This is a genomic window from Arthrobacter sp. NPDC055585 (assembly GCF_053619115.1).
In genome coordinates, this window is record NZ_JBSHIT010000001.1 from 161,075 (window position 1) to 180,223 (window position 19,149).

At 65.3% G+C, this 19,149-nt stretch carries 10 protein-coding genes; 1 reads left to right on the top strand and 9 read right to left on the bottom strand.

Translation table 11 applies throughout. The annotated features are described in order from the left end of the window. Positions 1-74 precede the first annotated feature (74 nt). The 9 genes from ACWGQ2_RS00705 to ACWGQ2_RS00745 form a co-directional block, all read right to left on the bottom strand. Positions 75-4,283, bottom strand: coding sequence for a PKD domain-containing protein (locus tag ACWGQ2_RS00705; RefSeq protein WP_452013268.1), 4,209 nt, complete (start codon positions 4,281-4,283; stop codon positions 75-77). Between the two features lie 8 nt (positions 4,284-4,291). Then, the gene (locus ACWGQ2_RS00710) at positions 4,292-5,056 is read right to left on the bottom strand and encodes a hypothetical protein (protein WP_452013271.1); all 765 of its coding nucleotides are present in this window, start codon (positions 5,054-5,056) and stop codon (positions 4,292-4,294) included. Further along, positions 5,053-5,637 carry a CDP-alcohol phosphatidyltransferase family protein gene (locus ACWGQ2_RS00715; RefSeq protein ID WP_452013274.1) on the bottom strand — a complete coding sequence of 195 codons (585 nt, stop codon included), beginning with the start codon at positions 5,635-5,637 and terminating at the stop codon, positions 5,053-5,055. Before ACWGQ2_RS00715 ends, ACWGQ2_RS00710 begins: the two co-directional genes overlap by 4 nt. 179 nt (positions 5,638-5,816) lie before the next feature. Next, entirely contained in the window at positions 5,817-7,064 is a 1,248-nt protein-coding gene (locus ACWGQ2_RS00720; RefSeq protein WP_452013276.1) for a DUF1972 domain-containing protein, read from the bottom strand. A gap of 61 nt (positions 7,065-7,125) precedes the next feature. Further along, positions 7,126-7,569, bottom strand: coding sequence for an adenylyltransferase/cytidyltransferase family protein (locus tag ACWGQ2_RS00725; RefSeq protein ID WP_452013278.1), 444 nt, complete (start codon positions 7,567-7,569; stop codon positions 7,126-7,128). Further along, positions 7,569-9,158 (bottom strand): sugar transferase, encoded by a 1,590-nt coding sequence (locus tag ACWGQ2_RS00730; protein ID WP_452013280.1) that lies wholly within the window; start codon positions 9,156-9,158, stop codon positions 7,569-7,571. The genes ACWGQ2_RS00725 and ACWGQ2_RS00730 overlap by 1 nt, the downstream gene beginning before the upstream one ends. 670 nt (positions 9,159-9,828) lie before the next feature. Continuing rightward, a complete protein-coding gene (locus ACWGQ2_RS00735) occupies positions 9,829-12,558 on the bottom strand; it encodes a LuxR C-terminal-related transcriptional regulator (RefSeq protein WP_452013283.1) in 2,730 nt (909 codons plus the stop codon). Next, the gene (locus tag ACWGQ2_RS00740; RefSeq protein WP_452013286.1) at positions 12,558-15,347 is read right to left on the bottom strand and encodes a helix-turn-helix transcriptional regulator; all 2,790 of its coding nucleotides are present in this window, start codon (positions 15,345-15,347) and stop codon (positions 12,558-12,560) included. The genes ACWGQ2_RS00735 and ACWGQ2_RS00740 overlap by 1 nt, the downstream gene beginning before the upstream one ends. A 176-nt stretch (positions 15,348-15,523) precedes the next feature. Continuing rightward, positions 15,524-18,211: an AAA family ATPase gene (locus ACWGQ2_RS00745; RefSeq protein ID WP_452013288.1), complete on the bottom strand. Its 2,688-nt coding sequence runs from the start codon at positions 18,209-18,211 to the stop codon at positions 15,524-15,526. Between the two features lie 228 nt (positions 18,212-18,439). On the opposite strand from ACWGQ2_RS00745, the gene ACWGQ2_RS00750 reads away from it, so the two are divergent. Further along, positions 18,440-19,069: an acyltransferase gene (locus ACWGQ2_RS00750; protein WP_452013291.1), complete on the top strand. Its 630-nt coding sequence runs from the start codon at positions 18,440-18,442 to the stop codon at positions 19,067-19,069. Positions 19,070-19,149: the final 80 nt, after the last annotated feature.

Sequence of the window (19,149 nt, forward strand, 5' to 3'; positions counted from 1 at the left end):
ACCCGATGCCCTTGGCCGCTGCCCGCTGCCGCTTTGCCCGGCTGGGGCGTGTCTGGCCGTGCTTTGCGCCTGTATCACAGTGCCTTCACCTCGAACCTGTCCCAGGAGATGGTCACGGGAACGTTACCCGCCGATCCGGAAATGTACACGAGCAACCCGGATGCTCCCGCGGCCTGGAGGGAAGGAGTTGTGTCAACGGTGCTCACCTGCCAGTCCGCTGGCTCCGCCGTTCCCTCTTTCCAGGCCTTGGCCTTCAGCATGGTCCCTCCGTCTCCGGTGCTGACGGCGGAGAGCTTCAAGTGAAGCTGCTCCGATGGCGCCAGATTGAGTCCGCGAATGAACTGGCTTGCCAGCTGGGTGTTACTACCCTCGGAGGTACGCGTCAGGTCGAGCGTGACTGCCCCGCTCGCTGCAATTTTCGCCACAGCCCGGTAGTCATTCCGGTCATCGACCCTTCGGCCCACGAGGGATAGCTGTGCTCCTCCCCCGGTGGGAATCTTATCCAGAGAGACGCTCGTACTGCTTTCCGTATCAATCCCGGTTCCGGCTGGCAGGAAGGCATTTAGCCCGCTGCCGGCTCTGGGTACCTGCATCCGGGCGGCGCCCTGAGACACCGAAAAGTTGGCTGCTGCTCCGGCAAGAGACCAGGCGCCGCCCAACTCGGCGTCGCCCAGTCCGGAAGCTACCTCTCTGTCGAATCCGTCAAGAGCCAGCGCCCCTCCGGTTTCGACGGGTGCAACACTCACGCCGGAAACGATCTGGCTGGTTGCCCCGCCGTCGTCGGTGACCGTCAGTGCAACCGGATACGTTCCTGCCCCGGTGAAGGTGTGCGTCGCCTGCATTCCGTCACCGGAAGCGCCGTCGCCAAAGTCCCATGCATAGCGCGCGAGGGTGCCGTCCGGGTCCGACGATTCAGACGCGTCGACGCTTACCGTGAGTCCGGAGACACTGGTTTTGAAACGGGCCACTGGCGCAGCGTTCGGCAGTTCCACGCCGGGCACACGTGCTGCCAGATCATCAAACCGTGCCACCACCGGTGCATTCGTTGCTGATCCTGCCAGGTACGTCTGCAGTCCAACGCCACCGGGCATCTGGAGCGGCGCTGAAGCATCCTCTGACTGCAGCTGCCAGTCAGGCTCAGCGGTTCCCGCCTTCCATGCCTTGCCGGCGATATACGCCGGTGCTGTGCCGGTGACCGAGACACGCAGGTTGAGAACCTCTCCGGCGGCCAGGCGGACACCCGACAACGTCCGGGTTGCCAGTGTGGTCTCTGTGCCGCTGACGGTCCGTGTCAGTGAAAGAACCAGGTTGCTCCCCTCCGCTGCTTTCACCTTGACGCGATAGTCGCCTGCTCCTGGCACTGACCGGCCCACGAGTGAAAGGAAGATGCCTCCGCCGTTTGCAGCCTTATCCAGGGAAACCGAGACTCGCGCATCGGTATCGGTGGACAAGCGGTTCAGCAGAAGCGCACTGGGGCCGGCTCCCGCACGAGGCAGCGTGATCCCTGCTGCGCCGTCTCTTACCGAGAAGGAGGAAGCCGCTCCGGCGAGGGTCCAGTCACCACCCTCATCGGCGGTGCCGAGCCCGCCGGAGACCACCCGCTCAAAGGTGTCAGTTGCAGCGAACGGTTCAGCAGGTACGTCCTCAACCGTGACTTCAGACTCGGCAGTTCCTTGAGCTCCTCCATTGTCCGTGACCGTGAGAACAGTACGGTACGTTCCAGCTGCCTGGTAGGAATGCTGCACTGTTTCTCCGAGCGCTGTGTTCCCGTCCCCAAAGTCCCAGGCATGCTCGACGATGCTGCCGTCAGTATCATCCGATTCTGACCCGTCAAAGCTGACGGAGAGCCCTTCAACCGAGTTCTTGATGACCGCCGCTGGTGGAAGGTTGGCGATGATGCCCCTCCCGGCGTCAAAGTGCCGCGTCACCGTTTCGGCACTCAGCTGGGCGGGGTAAACAGCTACCTCATCGATTTGCCCGGTGAAGTAGCGGTTGGTCGGGCGGCTGCTCCAGTTTTGGAGGTTGTCTCCGCCGACCCGCCAATAGCCGTCGTAGGCCTCCCCGTAGGTGGTGTCTGCCCTTGATGCCGCCAGCTTGCCATCCACGTAGAGCCGCATTCCCCCGTCACCAAGGGTGGCTACAACGTGGTGCCAGGCGCCGTCGTTAAGCGCTGCTGCCGTGTTCACGGTTCGGCGAACGCCGCCGGGGCTGACTCCAAAATAGAGTTTGCCTGCGTTGTCCATGTAAACGTGCCGGTCATAATTGCTGGACAGTGTCTCTGCCATATTGCCAAAGCCGACGATTTTTCCGCCGGTCCGGCTTGTGGTCTTGAACCAGGCTTCGGCGCTGAACGTATTCGGCCGCTTCACCAGCGTGGGGTTGGCAAGAATGCCGGCTGTGGTGCCCGAAAGAGTAACCGCACTGTTTGCATCCTGTTTGACGGCTCCCTCCGTACCGAATTTCACTCCGGTTCCGGCCTTCAAATCATCTTTCCCAGCCAGATCGAAGCCCGTACGGGATCCGGCTCCCTCGCCCAGCCGCCAGTAATTCATTGGCTTATCGGCAAGAATCGTCCGCTCGTAGCCGCTCGCTTCAGGGACCGTAGCCGGCGCCGTGATATCCACCATGTCCGACCGGACAATGTTGCCATGCGGGTCCTGGGCCGTGACGCGGTACCGGTAGGTGCGTCCTGGCCTCACACCGGTATCGATGTACGTCATGGACGGGCGTTCCCAGAATGTGGATTCCTGACTGGTGCGGTATATCTCCACGGAGTCACGCAACACCGTGTAGGTCAGGTTCTTATTGTCCTGGTCCCAGTTGGCCTGCCACCTCACTCGCACTGTTCCGGGTGCGGTGGAGACCACGGTGGGGTTGAAGTTGGCGCCGGTGACGCGGGGGCCCCGCAGGTTGGGCGCATTCTCCTTCTTCGCGAAACGCACCAGTCCCTGCTGACGGGTTCCGTTGACGGAGGGGAATTCGCCGCCCATTACTATGTAATCGCTGTTTCCGGCAACGGACCACGGCCCTTGGTTCTGTCCCGTATAGGTACCGTCCAGCAGGGACGGGAACCAGTTCAGCAGCGAGGGTGCCGGCATTCCGGTGTAGCTGGTGTAACCGTGCGGGTCGGCGGTCAGCGTCTGGGTGGCTTTTTTGCCGAACGCAATTGCTCGGTTGAAAGTCCAGGGGTTCTCCTGGGGGAACCCCCCGATGTTGCCGCAGTAGTGGGCGTGCCCGGCGGAGTAGACAACGCTGGCATCCGCGTAGACGGAGTATGTATCGCCGTGGCAGTCCTCGATCCACTCGGTGCCGAAGTCGGACCACCGAACAGCAAAGATGCCCTCAAGCGTACTGGTACGGCCAAACGTGTAACCCGAGCCGTAGACGTTGGTTCCATCAGAGAAAAGACTGGTGATGGAACCATGGGTGCTGCCGTTCCGCACCACGTCATTGATGGGGAACGGAAGGCTGGCCCCGGTGGCCGTGTCCACTGCACCCAGGCCGAAACCCGGCCGGTTGGACCCGTTCAGCGTTGTGAAGGCGCCGCCGACCACAATCTTGGAGCCGTCCGGCGAAACTGACAGCGCATTGACCCGGCCTCCGCTGGCTGCCGGCGCCCAGTCAAGCAATGTGGCGTCCGCTGCCTTGAAGGCCGCCAGGCGGCTTCGCGGTGCGCTACCAACTGCACTGAAGAGTCCTCCGAGGTAAACGGTATCTCCGACCGCGGCGATGGCCCGGACACTGGCATCCATTTTGGGAGCGAAGCTGGGAATCAATGCCCCAGTGGACGCGTTGAGTGCGGCGACCCGCCATACCCGCGCACCATTGACCGAGGTGAAGCTGCCTCCCACATAGATGCGTTTGCCGTCCGGAGACGCGGTGATGGCGACCGCTTCGGCGTTCAGGTTCGGCGCGAACGATTCGATGAGCTGACCGGTCCGGATGTCGTAGGCCAGAATGTTGTTGCGCACCACTGTGCCGGTACCCGGCGCTGCTCCCGCCGGACGAGCGGTGGTGAAGCTGCCCGCTGCGTAGACCGTGTTGCCTACCACCACCTGCTGCCAGACGACGCCGTCTATCTGGACAGTAGGAAGTGCATCAGCGGTGACCGTTACCGGCGTTCGGGGATCCGCCGGGTTAACCGGCGCCGAATCGGCAGCTGCTCCGGGGATTCCAACCAGCATCCCCGACGCCGCAAGCGTGGCAGCGGCAGCCAGGGAAACCACTTTTCTCATTATTCCGGCGGGCCTGCGCCGCAGCGCCGTCCCTCGTGCTGTGTCCATCAGGTTCCTCAGGGTTTCGGCACTGCTCCGGAGAACGCCGCCATTGGCACGTCCACGGAGTAGTTCAGGTAAATAAAGACTTGATCCCGGCTTTCAACCGGGATCAGGAATACAAATGCTCCGCTGACGGTCTCTCCCGGTTCCACGGCTGGTGGAAACGGCTCGGCCCCCGGTCCGCTCAGTTCGGTGGCCGGCAGTCGCTCATCTCCCGACTCCACCATGACGACGGCGGATCCCAGGTCGATTGCTGCGCCAGTGTTGTTAGTGACGCTGACGGTGAACCGCACTGCCGGACCGGCGATTTCGCCGATGCCCCGTGCTTCGCCGTCAACGGCTTCCATTCCCGTAACACGTACTTCTGCCTGATCGGAGGCAGCTACGCCGTCGACCACCGGGACGGCAGGTGCAGTTTCCCTGTCCCGGGTGGCCAGCGACGCGTCGGTGGCTGGTTCAGAGCCCTCCTGCGGTGCCGTGGCTCCGTTGGCGGGGGACTCCTGTTCCTCTGCGGATTCCTCAGCGTCGACGGGCTCCTGGGTGGGCTCCTGGGAGGGCTTGGCGCCCGACGGTACGGGTGCCATAGTCTTGGATACCGCCTCAGGTGAGGAACTGTCCGTTCCGCTTGAGCCATCACCCATGCTGCTCAGGAAGAAGGCCACCGCGGCCACGGCAACAACTGCCGCGCCTGCTGCCAGGGCCTTGCGCCACCTGCCGTTCTTTGCTGCCTTTCCACTTTCGGGGCCGCTTGGTCCGGAGGCCTGTGCAGTGCCTCTCATGCCCTCACCTGCAGCTTCCGCATGTCGATGAACCATTTGGGGGCAGCCGCGGCAAGGTATCCAAGACTGGCCGCGAAGAGCGCAGTGTAAAGAACCACAAACACCTGTGGCATGCCCAGGAACAGGAACACAAGGCACAGGACGCCGTAGTCAGTTGGCAGCAGGATCACTGAACGGCGCCAGTTGCCGCTCCGTTTGGCGGGAGCGGCCCCTGTCCTCAGCACGTGGCCGGCTTTGAGCTGGTCATTGAGGATCATGGCAAAGAACGTCACCGTGGAGACAGCAGTAAAACCGAGCGGGACCAGCAGCCATGCCACGTTCTCAAGATCGAAAAAGCGGAAAGCGGAGACCGCAACAGCCAGGTGCAGGCAAGCGAGCTTGATGCTGTCCAGGAAGTGGTCAAGCCACTCCCCCGCCAGGCTTCCGCCGCCCTGCAGCCGTGCAACCTGGCCGTCCGCAGAATCGAACGCATACCCCACGGCGAGGCAAAACCACACAGCTGCGGCTGCTGCCCAGGACGGCGGTACCAGCGCAATGCCGAGGACGCCTGTCATGGTCAGCGCTGCACTGACCATGCTCACCGTATTCGGCCCCAGCCCTGCCCGGTAACACGCAGCCGCCAAATAACGCCCCGCCCGGCGGTTGACGAATACGGAATAGGCAGGCGCACCGGGTGCTGCCGTCTTTTGGGCTGTGCTCAGCGACGCAACCGTGTCACGGTAGGAGGATTGCCTCCCCGGGTTGGTTTGCAGTGCCTGGCTCACGGGGCACCAACCTGGGGAAAGCCTGCACCGTGTGTGTACACCGGGACGTCGGCGTCCCTTCGTCCTGGTCCGGGGACCGGCAGCGGCAGATCCGGAACGACGTGCGCCCTCTGGTTTCGGCGCTTACGCCATCCGCCGGAACGGCGTACCTGGCGCGTGGCAAGCCGCCGGGCGAGTTCTTCGTACTGCAGCGCTACCTTGTCCCAGTCGTATCCCGCCGCATACTGCCTGCCCAGCACTCCGCGGGCCCTGGTCCCGGCAGCGTCGCTCTCAGCGGAGTGCAACAACAGTCCCACGTCTTCAGGAACCCTGAAGTACTTACCTGCGTCCGCAAGCACCTCACGGTTGAAATTAACGTCATAGGCGTTGACGGGGGCCCCGGCACCGATTGCCCTGAGGAGCGACGGGTTAGTACCGCCGACGGAATGACCGTGCCAGTAAACCCTGGCGTTTGAGTACAACTGGTCCAAAAGCTCACCGTCCCAGACCCCGCCCAGCATCCGGACCCGTGAGTCCGCGAGTGCCGCCAGCTGTCGCGTGTAGGCATCGGCGTATGGTGCACTGCCCACCACGATGAGGGGCAGTGCCGCGCTGCTGCGGACGTAGCCCTCGATAATCCTGTGCACGTTGTTTTCAGGTTCGAGCCTAGCCACCACCAGGTGGTAGCCATCGGGCAGCAGATCCAGCTCGGAGAGGCGGTCCTTCCTGCCGTGCTCAAGCAGCGGGGCCCCATAGGAGATCAGCTCCGTGTCGGCGTCGAACTCTTCGCGGTAATAATCGCTGATGCCTGCGGCATCTGCGATCAGCGCATCGGACAACAGCACAGCGAGCTGCTCCGCAGTCCGGTAATACCTGCGTCCCGCCGCTCCCCATTTGGCCCGTTTCCATTCGAGTCCGTCGACGTGGGTAGCCACCGGAATCCTCGCTGCTCTTATGGCTGGCAGCCACGGCGCATTCGCTGCGTTAAAGACAATGGCGGCGTCGGTGCGGTTGCCCACCAGATGCGCCGCTGAAAGACCGCTGTGGCTTAGCGTCTCGAGCGTTCTGGTTTTTAGCGCAGGCCGCCACACGAGCTTCATGCCCAGATACTCTTTCTCCCGTGTGTCCGTTGCCTGCGTGGTTCGGCAGTACACCGTCACTTTGTGTCCGCGTTCGGCTAACCGCCGGCCGACTTCTTCGACACACGTCTCAAACCCGCCGTAACGGGCGGGCACTCCGCGTGTGCCCAGCAGGGCCAGACTCATAGGTCCGTTCGCGGGTGGATAGGTCCCCAGCATGCTTATCCTCCGGTGCTCATAGTTTCGGTTAGCTCGTGATCGAGCGGGCAGGCGGAGCGCTCAGCCGTTCCAACGCAGCCCGGAGGGCTGTCGAAGACGTGTGAACGGTGTACGGGAAGTAGACGACTTCCACGCCAACGCGTGCGAACTGCGCTTCAATGCGTTTGCCTTTCGCGGTGCCCTTCCAGTCGTCTCCCTTGAAGAAGACGTTGAATCCCACCTCTCTCCAGGCGTCGAGGCGGTCCCGGGTTGTCTCCGCGACGGCATCGTCCACGTATTTGATGTGACTGACTATCTCCAGCCGCTCGCCCAGCGGAACGACCGGCAGCCTGCCCTTGGTTGCCAGGCAGACCTCATCCGAGACCACTCCGGCCACAAGCACGTCGCAGAGGCTCTTTGCCTGGCGCAGAATGTTGAGGTGGCCTACATGGAACAGGTCAAAGGCTCCGGCTGCGTACCCGACGACGGCCATCAGTACGCTCCCTCAGGACTGACCATTACCTTGACCGTGCGCCACATGATGATCAGGTCTCCGGTCAGCGACCAGTTCTCCACATAGAAGAGGTCCAGGCGAATGGATTCGTCCCATGGCAGGTTCGATCGGCCGTTGATCTGCCACAGACCGGTGAGACCCGGCTTGATCAGCAGCCGGCGGTGGGTCGAGCCTTCATAGCCTTTTACTTCCGAGGGCAGGGGCGGCCGGGGACCGACCAGAGACATGTCGCCCTTGACGACGTTCCAGAGCTGAGGAAGTTCGTCGAGGGAGAATTTGCGCATCCAGCGTCCACAGCGGGTGATGCGGGGATCATTTTTGACCTTGAACAGCACACCTGATCCCTGGTTCAGCGTCTTCAGCGAAGACAGCCGCGCTTCCGCGTCGACCACCATAGACCGGAACTTCAGCATCTGGAACGTCTGGCCCCTGCGGCCAACACGCTGCTGCCGGAAGATCACCGGGCCGGCACTGTCAAAACGCACAATTGCGGAGAGCAGTATCAGCACGGGTGCCAGCGCGATGAGCGCAGCTGAGGCCAGGGTGATGTCGAGGCAGCGTTTCAGTACGTGCTTTCCGCCGCTGTATTGCGGCAGCTCCACATGCATCAGAGGCAGTCCTTCAACGGGACGCCAGTGGATCCGTGGACCTGCGACGTTGGTCAGGCTGGAGGCGAGGATCAGTTCGGTAGACGTGTTCTCCAGACGCCAGCCCAGTTCACGGATATACCGGTTTCCGCCGGGCACCGGTCCCGCGACGATCACCGCATTGGCGCGGTGCTCGCGGACCAGGCGCGTGATGTCCTCCGGGTCCGTCGCGACCGGAAGATCTTCGGCCAGAATCCGTTCAAGCCCCGAGGCGGCACCTCCGGGAACGACTGCCCCGGCCACCTGGTACGTTGCCGATGCATGCGCCGAGATCTGTTTGACAACGTATTCGACGTCCTCTGACTCGCCGAAGACCAGTACCCGCGAGAGATAGTGTCCCAGCCTGCGCTGAACGGTCAGCCAGCGGCGCCACAGCCGGCGGCCCAGCATAAGCCCGCCCAGTCCTGCAGGCAGGGATACTGCCAACGCGATGCTGGGCATGTCACGCTGCAGAAGGACCATCGCCAGGGCCACCCCGCCGAACATACGCAGGCTGCTGGTCGTTACGCGCTTATATTCGTCAGAGCCGGTTCCCAGCAGCCTCTCTTCCCTGGTCCGGTAGACAGCGAGACCCAGGTTCCACGCCACCAGAAGAAACACCAGGAACCCGACATGGCGAATTGCCGATGGGCTGGTGACCGAGGTGCCGGTCAACGCGAGCGTCGCAGCCCAGCCGCAGGCAACAGCCGCGACGGTGATACTGAGGTCAGTTACGAAAAGACCTGCCCGGTACCGCCTGCGCCATTTGTCTTCTGCGCTGAGGACGCGCTTTCGCGGGTTTGCCGCTGTTTCCCAGTGCTCAGTGAAGACATTGGGCTCGGAGGGAAGGATCCTCTGAGCAGGCAGGTCGTGAACGACCGCGTTCCCGTACCGGCGATTCCTACGGGTACCTGTCCGGGGCGCCTTGACTGGTGTGCTCATTTGGGGGAATCCTTCGAACAAGAGGCAGGAAAAGGAGCCGGCGACGGCTGGGGGGAAGTCTGGGTCTCAGCAGACTTCGACGCCGCCGGCTCCGCTTTTGGGGGCCCCGGCCAGGCGGATTGCCTGGCTTGGCCTGCGGATTTCCTGCATTTTTGAGGACGGTCCTCCCCGGATCCTGCTGACCCCTGGGGACGAGATATGACGAGCATGTGAGACCCTCTTCGCACTTCATTCCTGCTGACGGGGTCAAGTCAACGCATCAGTGACCGGACCTGCATCAGTAGCTGTCACCCCAAAAACACCTGCGGCCACTCGGCGCAAAGGGGGTGGTACCCGGATCGGCCGGCGGCCCTACTTGGGCGCGGACGCGTGCGTCATTACTTGCAGTAAGGGGGTACTCGAGTGGCCTGGCGATGCCGGCGGCGGGCTGGGGGAAGCCCCGGTCTCAGAGGGCTTCGACGCCGCCGGCATCGGTTCAGGGGATGGTCCGCTGACACAGCAGAACTGCAGGGACCACCTGCCTGGAACGCATGGTCCAGACGGCAGAAACGGTAGGGGCTATCCCCTGCAGCAACACCCGTAGCGGCTACCCGATGCAAGAGCGCCCCCACCTGCTGGAGGGGCCGCGGATACCCGCGGCCCCTCCAACAGTTTCGTGCTGTTCGTAGATCTACAGTCCGGACTGCACCTTCGGCTCGGCTTCCAGGGCCCGGTACACCGCTTCCAGTTCAGTGCGCTTGCTGATGCCCAGCTTCACGTAGATCCGGTAGACGTGCCCCTCTACTGTTCGCTGGGAGAGCGTGAACTTCGCCGCTATGTCCTTGGTGCCGGCCCCATCGAGCAGAAGCTCGACGATCTCATGCTCCCGTTTGGTGAGCCGGACCTGATGGACACTGGGGCTGAGGTAGGAAACGGTCACGCCTGCCAGTTCCTCCCGGCGGCGGCGCAGCTGCTGGATCAGGGCACGCTGGCGGCGCAGATTGTTGTGGGCTCCGTAGTAGCGGATTGCGTGCCCTATGCATTCCACGGCGACAAGGTATTTCCGGCGCCGGACTGCTTCATCCGCTGCGGCAACCATACGCTCCGGGTTATCCGCAGCCACGGCCGCTGCATACGCGTGCAGCGCAGCTGCTTCTCCGCCCTCGAAACCATCCGTGAGGTCCACCAGCCGTTTCGCCTGCTTCAGGTCGCCGACCGCGAGTGCCAGTTCAAGGATGTCCTTCTCCGCAGCAAACTGTCCCAGGGCCCGCGCTTCCTCTGCCAGCGCCCGCACCTGAGGCGGCGCTGGTTCCTCGGTGCGCTGGGGAGCTGCGGCCGCAGCAGCAAATGCCCTGGCCGTCAGCTCAAGTGCCCGCGGTCCCGAGTAGCCCAGGCCGCGAAGCTCTCCGGAGAACCGTGTGGCGGGCGAAGTGTCATCCACCACCGCCGCGGTGTAACCGGCAAGAGCCAGTGCGTACGGAAGCAGCTGCTCGGGATCTCTGGCCCGGAGCGCTTCAACAGCTGGCCGGAGTCTGAGCAGACCTTCCCGGAATCGTCCCTGGTGAATCTCAAGGGCGCCCTCCAACACGCCGATACTGCCGCCGTATGCGAGCAGATGGTGCGCCGATGAAGCCAGCTCCGTGCTGAGCAGCTCCCCGAGCTTCTCGAAGTGGCCTCCGTGCAGCAGCGCGAAGGCACGCCTGAGCCAGACGATGCCCCGCACCCTGCTGTGAGCCAGCGGCTCGGACTGCAGCTCCTTTTGGGCCTCGCCTGCGGCACGCAGTGCTTCACTGACAGCTCCCGCTGCCGTTTGCGCCTCACAGACAAGGGCATAGCCCACGGCCCGAAGTTCGTGGCGGGCTGCTGAGGTTCCAGGATTCAGTGCATCAGCATCCAGCAAATCCATCACTGCAGCTGCCGATTCCCCGGGAATCAGCAGGTTGCCCTCCGAAATCCTGGCCCACAGGGCCAGGACACCCGCTCCGGCAGCCAGCCAGGACCCTCGGTGCCCGTTCGGGTCCTGGGGTGCGAGCTCGGCGTCCCGGGCCAGCCATTCAGCGGCCAGGCTCCGCAGCCGGTCTCCTGCCCTGTCCGAGCATGCCGCCAGCTGGGCCGTGGCCAGCACAGCCTGGTCCAGCGTCTGTACATCAGGCGCCGCGGCAACTGCTTCCTCCAATCCGGCGCGTGCTTCAGACAAACGGCCCAGTGCCAACTGGGCGCTGGCAGCTTCAACCCGGGCCCGGGCCGCCAGTATGCCGGGCCGGACCGCCAGCGCGAACCGCAGCGCCAGCTCAGCATCGCCGTCCGCATTGGCGGCTTGCGCGCCCCGCAGCAGCACCTCGTCTTCCGGCGAGCTGCCGCAGTCCAGGGCCCAGACCGTGTGGCGCGGATCCAGCAGCGTCTGCACGGCAGACCCGGTGCCTTCCACCAGCCGGCGCCGGATTTCAATGCTGCGCATCGGCGGCACCAGCGAACGGATGGCATCTGCATGCAGGGGCTGCGCAATCCCCAGCCGGTCGGGTGAATCGGCAGCGGGGACAAGGTATCCATCATCAGCCAGTGACTGCACCGGTGTCTGGCCGGCAATGCTGACGAGCACCGGGCGCGGGAGGGCACCCGCCAGCGCCACCATCTCCAGCAGCGCCCGCTCTTTCTCCGCCCGGCTCGCCAGCAGCCGTTTGGCGAGGTCCTGCACCGTGGGCTCCAGGACACTGGGGATGACACGCAGATACCAGGATTCGTTGCGCTGCAGCAGCTCTCCGTGCCTGCGTGCTCCCGTCAGAAGCGCTTTGACGTACAGCGGGTTGCCGCCGGAAACCCTGGCCAGGACGGCGGTGGTGGCGCGCAGCACCGGTCCGCCAAGTTCCTGCACGCACTGCCGGTGGACCGCGTCCCGGGACAGTGGTTCCAGGTCCACCCGGGACAGCAGTCCGTCACGGGCCAGCGAGAGCAGCTCCTGGATGTTCGCGCTGCGGCTGCGGGAGAGGACCAGGAGGCGCAGTTCCCCGGACATGACCAGCTGAACCAGGACATGGCTGGAGGCTTCATCCAGGTGATGGGCGTCGTCGACCACCAGCAGTGCCTGAGGATGCCCTGCTTCAGCACGTGCCCGGAACCACTTGCGGATATTGCGCAGCACCACAAGCGGCGAATCCAGGTCCCCCGCCATTGCCTGTTCCATAAAGGGCGTCAGTGCCCCGTACGGAATACGTGCCAGGACCGGACTGCTGTGGATCCGGTACGGCGTTACGATTCCGTCCAGCCGGCGCAGCACTTCCTCTGCCAGGGCGCTTTTGCCCATTCCTTCCGGCGCCACGACTATTGAACCCCGGAGCATGGGATCCAGCAGGTGGTTTGCCACTGCCTCAGCTTCCGCGCCCCGCAGCACCGCGGGGGTATTTGGTACCTGCTGGACCTGCATTACCGAGCCCCCTGTACAGCGCCGGATGTAGCTGCGGTTCCGGTCTGGCCCGCGCTCAGCAGCCGGGCCAGCTCCCTGCGGCTGCCCACGTGCAGCTTGGAGTAAATCTGGTAGAGGTGTCCCTCCACGGTTCGGACGGAGATGGACAGCTCCGCAGCTATCATCTTGTTACTCGTCCCGGCAGCTGCCTGCCGGGCGATCACCCGTTCCCGCGCGGTGAGTCCGCGCAGGCAGTCCTCCACCTCGGCGTCGCTCTCCGTCTCACCGGACTGAAGCCTGCGGGTACGATGAATAAAGCGAACCGTGGCCCGGTCCCCCGATCCGGCGGCGATCTGCAGGGCCCGCTCACCCGTTTCCCGGGCGAACAGTTCGTGGCCCAGCGCCGCTGCGGCATCCGCTGCGAGCAGCAGCTGCTGCGGGTCGCACCCCGCCGCCCCCTTGGCATAGTCCTCGCAGAGCCTCGCGAAGCGTCCCTGCAGCCCGGAGGCAACATCAAGCAGCTGCTGAGCTGCCCCGGTGTCTCCCAGGCGGACGGCACTGAGCAGGCTCAGCAGAGTGTAGGCGCAGGCACCGCGTTCCTCATCCCGGGCCGCCAGCTCAGCCAGCGCTTCGGCTGATTCCTCCGAACCGAGCAGGTTGCGGGCCAGGACCGTGAAGTGTGCGGCGGTGCGCTGAAGCGCCCACGACGGCGTTGCGGGCGCAGAATCCGCTGTTAGCAGGTGTCCCTCGGCGCGCTCACGCTGCCCCTGCAGGGCCGCTGCGTAGGCGGCGACGGCGCTGACGGTGTGCAGCAGACCGCCGGGGTCCGACGTCGTCAGCTGCCTCGCCGCAGGCAGCAGTCTTGCTGTGGCGGCGGCTCCGCGGCCGGCAAAGGCGTGGAGCACGCCCTCACAGACTTCATGCAGGGTTCCGCCAAAACTTCCGGCACCTTCTGTTCCGGCACCGCGGGCGAGGAACTCCTCGGCGGCGCCGAGCGCTCCGGTCACCATCAAGACGTGCAGGATCCGGGCCTGGGCCTCGGCGGATTCCACCTCGTCCAGATCCGGCTGCCTTCCGTCGGAAAGCATGGGCCACAGTGCAGCGGCCAGTTCCAGTGCGTCGGACTGCCGGTCAGTCATGCCCCAGGCCACACAGAGCCAGGAACCTACGACGGCGCGGAAGCCGCGGCCGTTTTCATCACCGCGTGCGTACACTCCGGCCAGGAATCCGGCTGCCTGGCGGTACTGACCGTGCTGGGCCAGGCACCGGGCCCGGGCCAGGACCAGTTCCCGTCCCAGCTGTGCTGCTTCACCGCGGGGCAGTCCGGCCGCGTTAAGCGTGGCGAGGATTCGATCCGCCTCATCGAGCCGGGCGCCGTGGCCGTCAGCCGCACCGCTGCTGACGAACTGCTGCACTGCGGAGGCCCGGCACCCAGCGGCAGCTTCGAGCAGCAGCAGCCGCACGGTGTCAGGAGACGCCGGCCCGGATGCATCGAAGGCACGGTGCTGGGCGATGACGCGTCCGGCACCGTCGGCATCGCCGCTCCCCAGAAGTGCACGGACCAGCTCTACCGCCGCCGGAGCGCTGGAGAGGTGATTGGGATCGGCAGTGATGAACTCTTCGGCCGCATCCGGGTCACCGGCCGCGTTTGCTGCCCGACCCGCGGCCAGGGCCAGCGCGGGCGGGACTTTCGCACCGGCCGAGAGCAGCCAGCCCGCAGCATTCAGCGGCCAGGAAACCTCCGGGTCCGGCGGGAGCGTATCGAGCAGCTCCCGACGCCGGCCATCGTCCAGCTGGCCCCTCAGCACAGTGCCCAGCCCCGGATCAACCAAAGACAGTGCCGGCGCCCCCTGGTGCTCCAGTTTCAGCAGACCTGCTTCCTGCAGGGCGTCGACTTCCCGGCTGTCGAGCTGCTCCAGGACCTGGGTGAGCGGCAGAGCACCGGCAAGCGCCAGCAGCTCAAGCAGCTCCCGCTGGTCCTGGCTGAGTCCTGTCAACCGGGCTCCCATCGCCTCATAGAGCCGGGGAAAGGCACACGGCCTTGCTTTGTCCAGCACCCACACACCGTCAATCCGGGTGACCCTGCCGGCTTCACGGTAGTCCGCAGCAGCGGCCAGAAGCATGTTCGGGTTTCCGCCGCTGACCCTGGTCAGGTCCTCGGCAGCAGCACGGCTGATCGGGCCCCTCAATTCGGCTTCGAGCAGGTGGGCGCATTCGGACGGCAGCATCGGTTCCAGGTCCAGCCGGGTCAGGAGACCTTCCCGCCACAAGCCCATGAACTCTGCGGGTGCTGCACTGAAGTCCCGGAAGGCTGCGAACATGTGCGCGGACCGGTTGACCACCATCTGGCTGAGTACCATTGCGGAGAACTCGTCGAGCTCCTCCGCGTTGTCGACGGCGAGGATCACCGGACGCCCGGCGGCCCGGTTCGAGATGAGTTCGGTGAGTCCGCGCAGGATCAGCACCGGGTGCGAGGCTGCTTCGGGTTCAAGTTCGGAGAGCATAAAGGTCAGGGCGCCGAAGGCCGTCCTGCCGGCAAAGGCGGAGCCCCTCACGTTGACGACGTAGGCGTCCCTGGCATGCACGGCAAGCACGTGGCGCATCAGGGCGCTCTTGCCGCTGCCGGCTTCGCCGATGATCAGGCAGCCGGCGGCCGGGGAGTCTGGATGCAGGCGGTCAGCCATGGACTGGATCAGGCCGGCGCGGCCCAGGAACGGTGACTCCTGGCCCTGGGCGGCAGCGGCAGAATCCTGGGGCGCGGAATGATGCGCCATAAGTGCGTAGGCGCCGGACGAACGATGCTTCTCCACAATGAGACCTCTTCCTAGCAAGCCATCTTGCCCGCGGCAGCAGGCGCTCAACAGACTAGGTAGGGTAAGTGGGCTCTGCCTGAGTAGGAATCACCAGTAATCAGCAGTTCCTACTCGGGTTACACCGGTGTTATTCCATCCCGCTACTTGGATGAAAATTCGAGAGACTGCCTCGGCTACTTGAAATACTGTCCCGCTGCCCGCTCACGGGACCCGTCCCCCAGAAGACGCCGCAGTTCGGCCCGGCCCGAGACGTGGAGCTTCTGGAAAATGCGGCCCAGGTGCCAGTCGACCGTCCGGGGCGAGAGATGCAGTGCGCTGCCAAGCCGGGCGCTGCTGGCGCCCGACGCTGCCCGCTCAGCGAGATCCCGTTCAAAGGCGGAGAGCAGCGCCAGCCGGCTTTCGAGGCTGTTCGCGTCGGCCAGCATCCGGTAACACTCGTTGGCCGTCATGCGGGCCTGGCGGGCCAGCTCCCGGTGGTTCTCCGTCTCGGCTGCTTCCTGTGCAGCCAGCGCTGCCTTGTAACCATGCCCGTAGAGTCCGCGTGCCAGCAGTGCTTCGGCTGCCTCGAAAAGCGCCCTCCCGGATCCCTGCCACAGCCCGGTTCCGAGCCGCTGCCACATGCGGGCAGCCGGTCCGTCCCCAGCAGAGGCGGCAGCCTCAAGCAGCTGGGCAGCGGGGGAATCGCCGGCCAGGGCAGCCGCGGAGAGGCACAGGACGGCGGCCGGAAAGTTGCCACTGGCCGAGGCCCTGCGTCCCTGGCTGGTGAGCTGCACGGGCAGGTCCCCGTCGGCGCGAAGGCGAAGCGCGGCTCCCAGCTGGAAATAACGAGTTGCGGTGAGCACGTGCGCCGCCGGTGCCCCTTTGAAATCCGGTACGGCGGAGAGGTGTTCACTCATCTGTTCCCACTCCTTGCGCTGCGCATAGCAGTACGCCATGGCGGCGAGCGCCAGTGGAAGAAGTTCCTGCGGGTCCTCGACTTCCAGCTGGCGGTGGGCGGGGATCAGAGCAGCCAGGGCAGCGTCTGCACGACCTGAAATCGCGTGGATGACTCCCGCGGGCAACTCTGACCAGGCACTGAGGTGGGTCTCCAGGTATCGCACCCGGCGTGCCTGTTCCAGCAGCCCAAGGGCACGGACAGGCTCAGCGCACATGATGTAGGTGCACAGGATGCCGTCCAGTACGTCGGCTCCGGCAGCGAGCGGAAGATCCTGGGCCTGCTGCAGGCTCTCCCAGAGTTTGGCAGCCTCCTGGTATGCCTCCTGCGTTCGGCCGGCGAGGGCCAGCAGCTGGCAGCGGCTGGCCCTGGCGGGCAGGACCAGGGCTGCGGGCGCTGTCCAGTCCAGGCACAGTGCACCCAGCTCTGCCGGTGCCATGCCGGGCGCGGCGTCGAGCGCGGCTAGGGCCGCGCGCGCCGCGGTCACCTCCTGAAGGAGCTCGGTTCGCCCGGGTTCAGCCAGCTGCGCCGCCGTTTCCTCGGCCCGTGCCAGTGCCTGCGGGGGCGTCAGATGCGGACGGGGCAGGGCACGTGCAGTGCGGGCCAGCTCCAGCAGCGTCTGGCCGAGGGTTCCCGGATCCCGGAGAGCCAGCAGGCTTCGCAGCTCTTCTTCGGCCGCCTGCGCCTGGTTCATTATCCGCAGTGCGCGGGCCCGCTCCAGCTGTACCCGGGGATGCGGCCCGGGCTCCTGGACAGCGGCGGCAATTGCCAGGGCGGCAGCGGGCTCCCCATCCCGGTTGGCCGCAGCGCATGCCCGGGCGGCGAGGGCAGCAGGCACGGGGTTTCCAGCGGCCGCGGACCATTCTGCGAATGCCCGGGCCGGGCCGTCTGCCCAGGACGAGGGATCCAGCCGGGCTCCCAGCAGTTCCTGCCAGAGGTCGAAGAAATGCCCCATGGGAACGCGCTCCGCAACCAGCCGGGCATACAGCGGGTTCCGCAGCCGGACTGAACCTTCCCCGTGGCTGACCTCCAGCACGCCCTGCTCTTCCAGGCTCTCCACAGCCTGCGCATCGGTCACGTCAAGCAGGACAGACAGTGGTATGCCCGGGCACAGCGACACCAGGTCCACGATCCGGCGTTCCCGTGCTCCGATGTCCCGGTACCAGGATTCCAGCCAGTCGGATATTTCCCCGTTGAAGGACAACGTGCCGGACAGCGTCCAGACCCCGCCGCGTTCCTTCAGCCGGCCGGCGCTCACCTGGTCCCGGCAGAGCAGGGAAGTGAACAGGGGGTTGCCCCGTGTCTGGCGCCAGATCGAGTGGGCTGCCAGTGCCGACAGCCGTCCGCCGGCAGTCTGCTCCATGAGCGCCAGTGAGTCTGAGGGCTCCAGCGGGCCCAGGTCGATCCGGCGGATCATGCCCTCGGCCCACAGCCGTACCAGCTGTTCGCCGCAGCGCAGCAGGTCGGGCGTGGTGGCGAGCATCGCAGAGGAAGACTGCCGCATCAGCTGTACGGCTGCGGTCTGGCTCAGGGGATCAAGTTCGTGGACGTTGTCCACCACCAGCAGCGTACGCCGGCCTTCAGCCCTTTCCTCCAGGTGGGCTCTCAGGGCACGAAGCACCTGCACCGGATTCCCCAGCGGCGTGTCCGGCATCTCGCTCAGCAGCCATCCCAGCGCACCATACGCCGTGCCGGAGGAGAACCTGCTGCCCCGGAGGTGCACTACGTGAAAGCCTTCCTGCACGGCCCGGGCGGCAGCATTGGCCAGAGCTGTTTTCCCGATCCCCTCCGGGCCGACGATCACTGCCCCGCCGTTTGACTCAACGGAAGACACCGCAGCATTTAGTTCATCAGCCCGGCCGATCAGCCTGGTCTGCGTGCCGCCTGCGGCTCGGCCGGGGTACAGCTGTGGGGGTGCAACGCGCATTGATTCCTGCCTCAAGGTCATGGGCCCGAGGATGAGCGTAGGCAGGCGGATTCGCGGCGCCTATACGTAGTCGGTACTGGCTTTGGACCACTTGGTCCCGCCCACCCCGAGGCCAGCAGGCCGGGACTACTTGTGCCTGAAATGCCGATACCCGTGCTGGGGGCCGTAACGGTAGGGTGTGGCAGGCACAGGGACAAATAGCATGCGGGGCTTGAAAGGATACTTTCCATGGACAACAGGATCGAGGCCACGGCGGACGTCGCGGCGAGCGCGGCTGTAGGCGCGGGAACCCTCATCTGGCATCTGGCACAGGTGCGGGAGGACGCAGTCATCGGCGCGAACTGCATCATCGGCCGCGGTGCCTACGTAGGTCCCGGAGTGCGGGTCGGGGACAACTGCAAGATCCAGAACCATGCACTGGTCTATGAGCCCGCGGCGCTTGCCGACGGAGTGTTTGTTGGCCCGGCCGCGGTGTTCACCAACGACACCTATCCGCGCGCTGTGAACCCGGACGGGTCACTCAAAAGCGCAGAAGACTGGACGCCGGTGGGTGTCAGGGTGGAGGAAGGGGCCGCTATCGGTGCCCGTGCGGTGTGCATCGCCCCCGTGCGGATCGGCGCCTGGGCCACCGTGGCGGCCGGAGCGGTGGTGACACGCGATGTTCCTGCCTATGCCGTCGTCGCCGGTGTTCCAGCACGGCAGGTCGGGTGGGTGGGGCCGGCCGGGCACCCGCTGGTGGCCGGCGCCGGCCCGGATGAATTCAGCTGCCCGGTGACCCGGGACAGTTTCCGGCTGCAGGACGGAGTACTGCGGCCGCTTCCCCGGCGTTCAGCGGATGTGGCCGCAGCACTGGATTGACCCGCCGCCCTGTAATCGCCCGGGTTCTGCCTGATCAGTGCCCCTACCCGCGTATGGTCAAGCAGAATTACCCCCCTCCG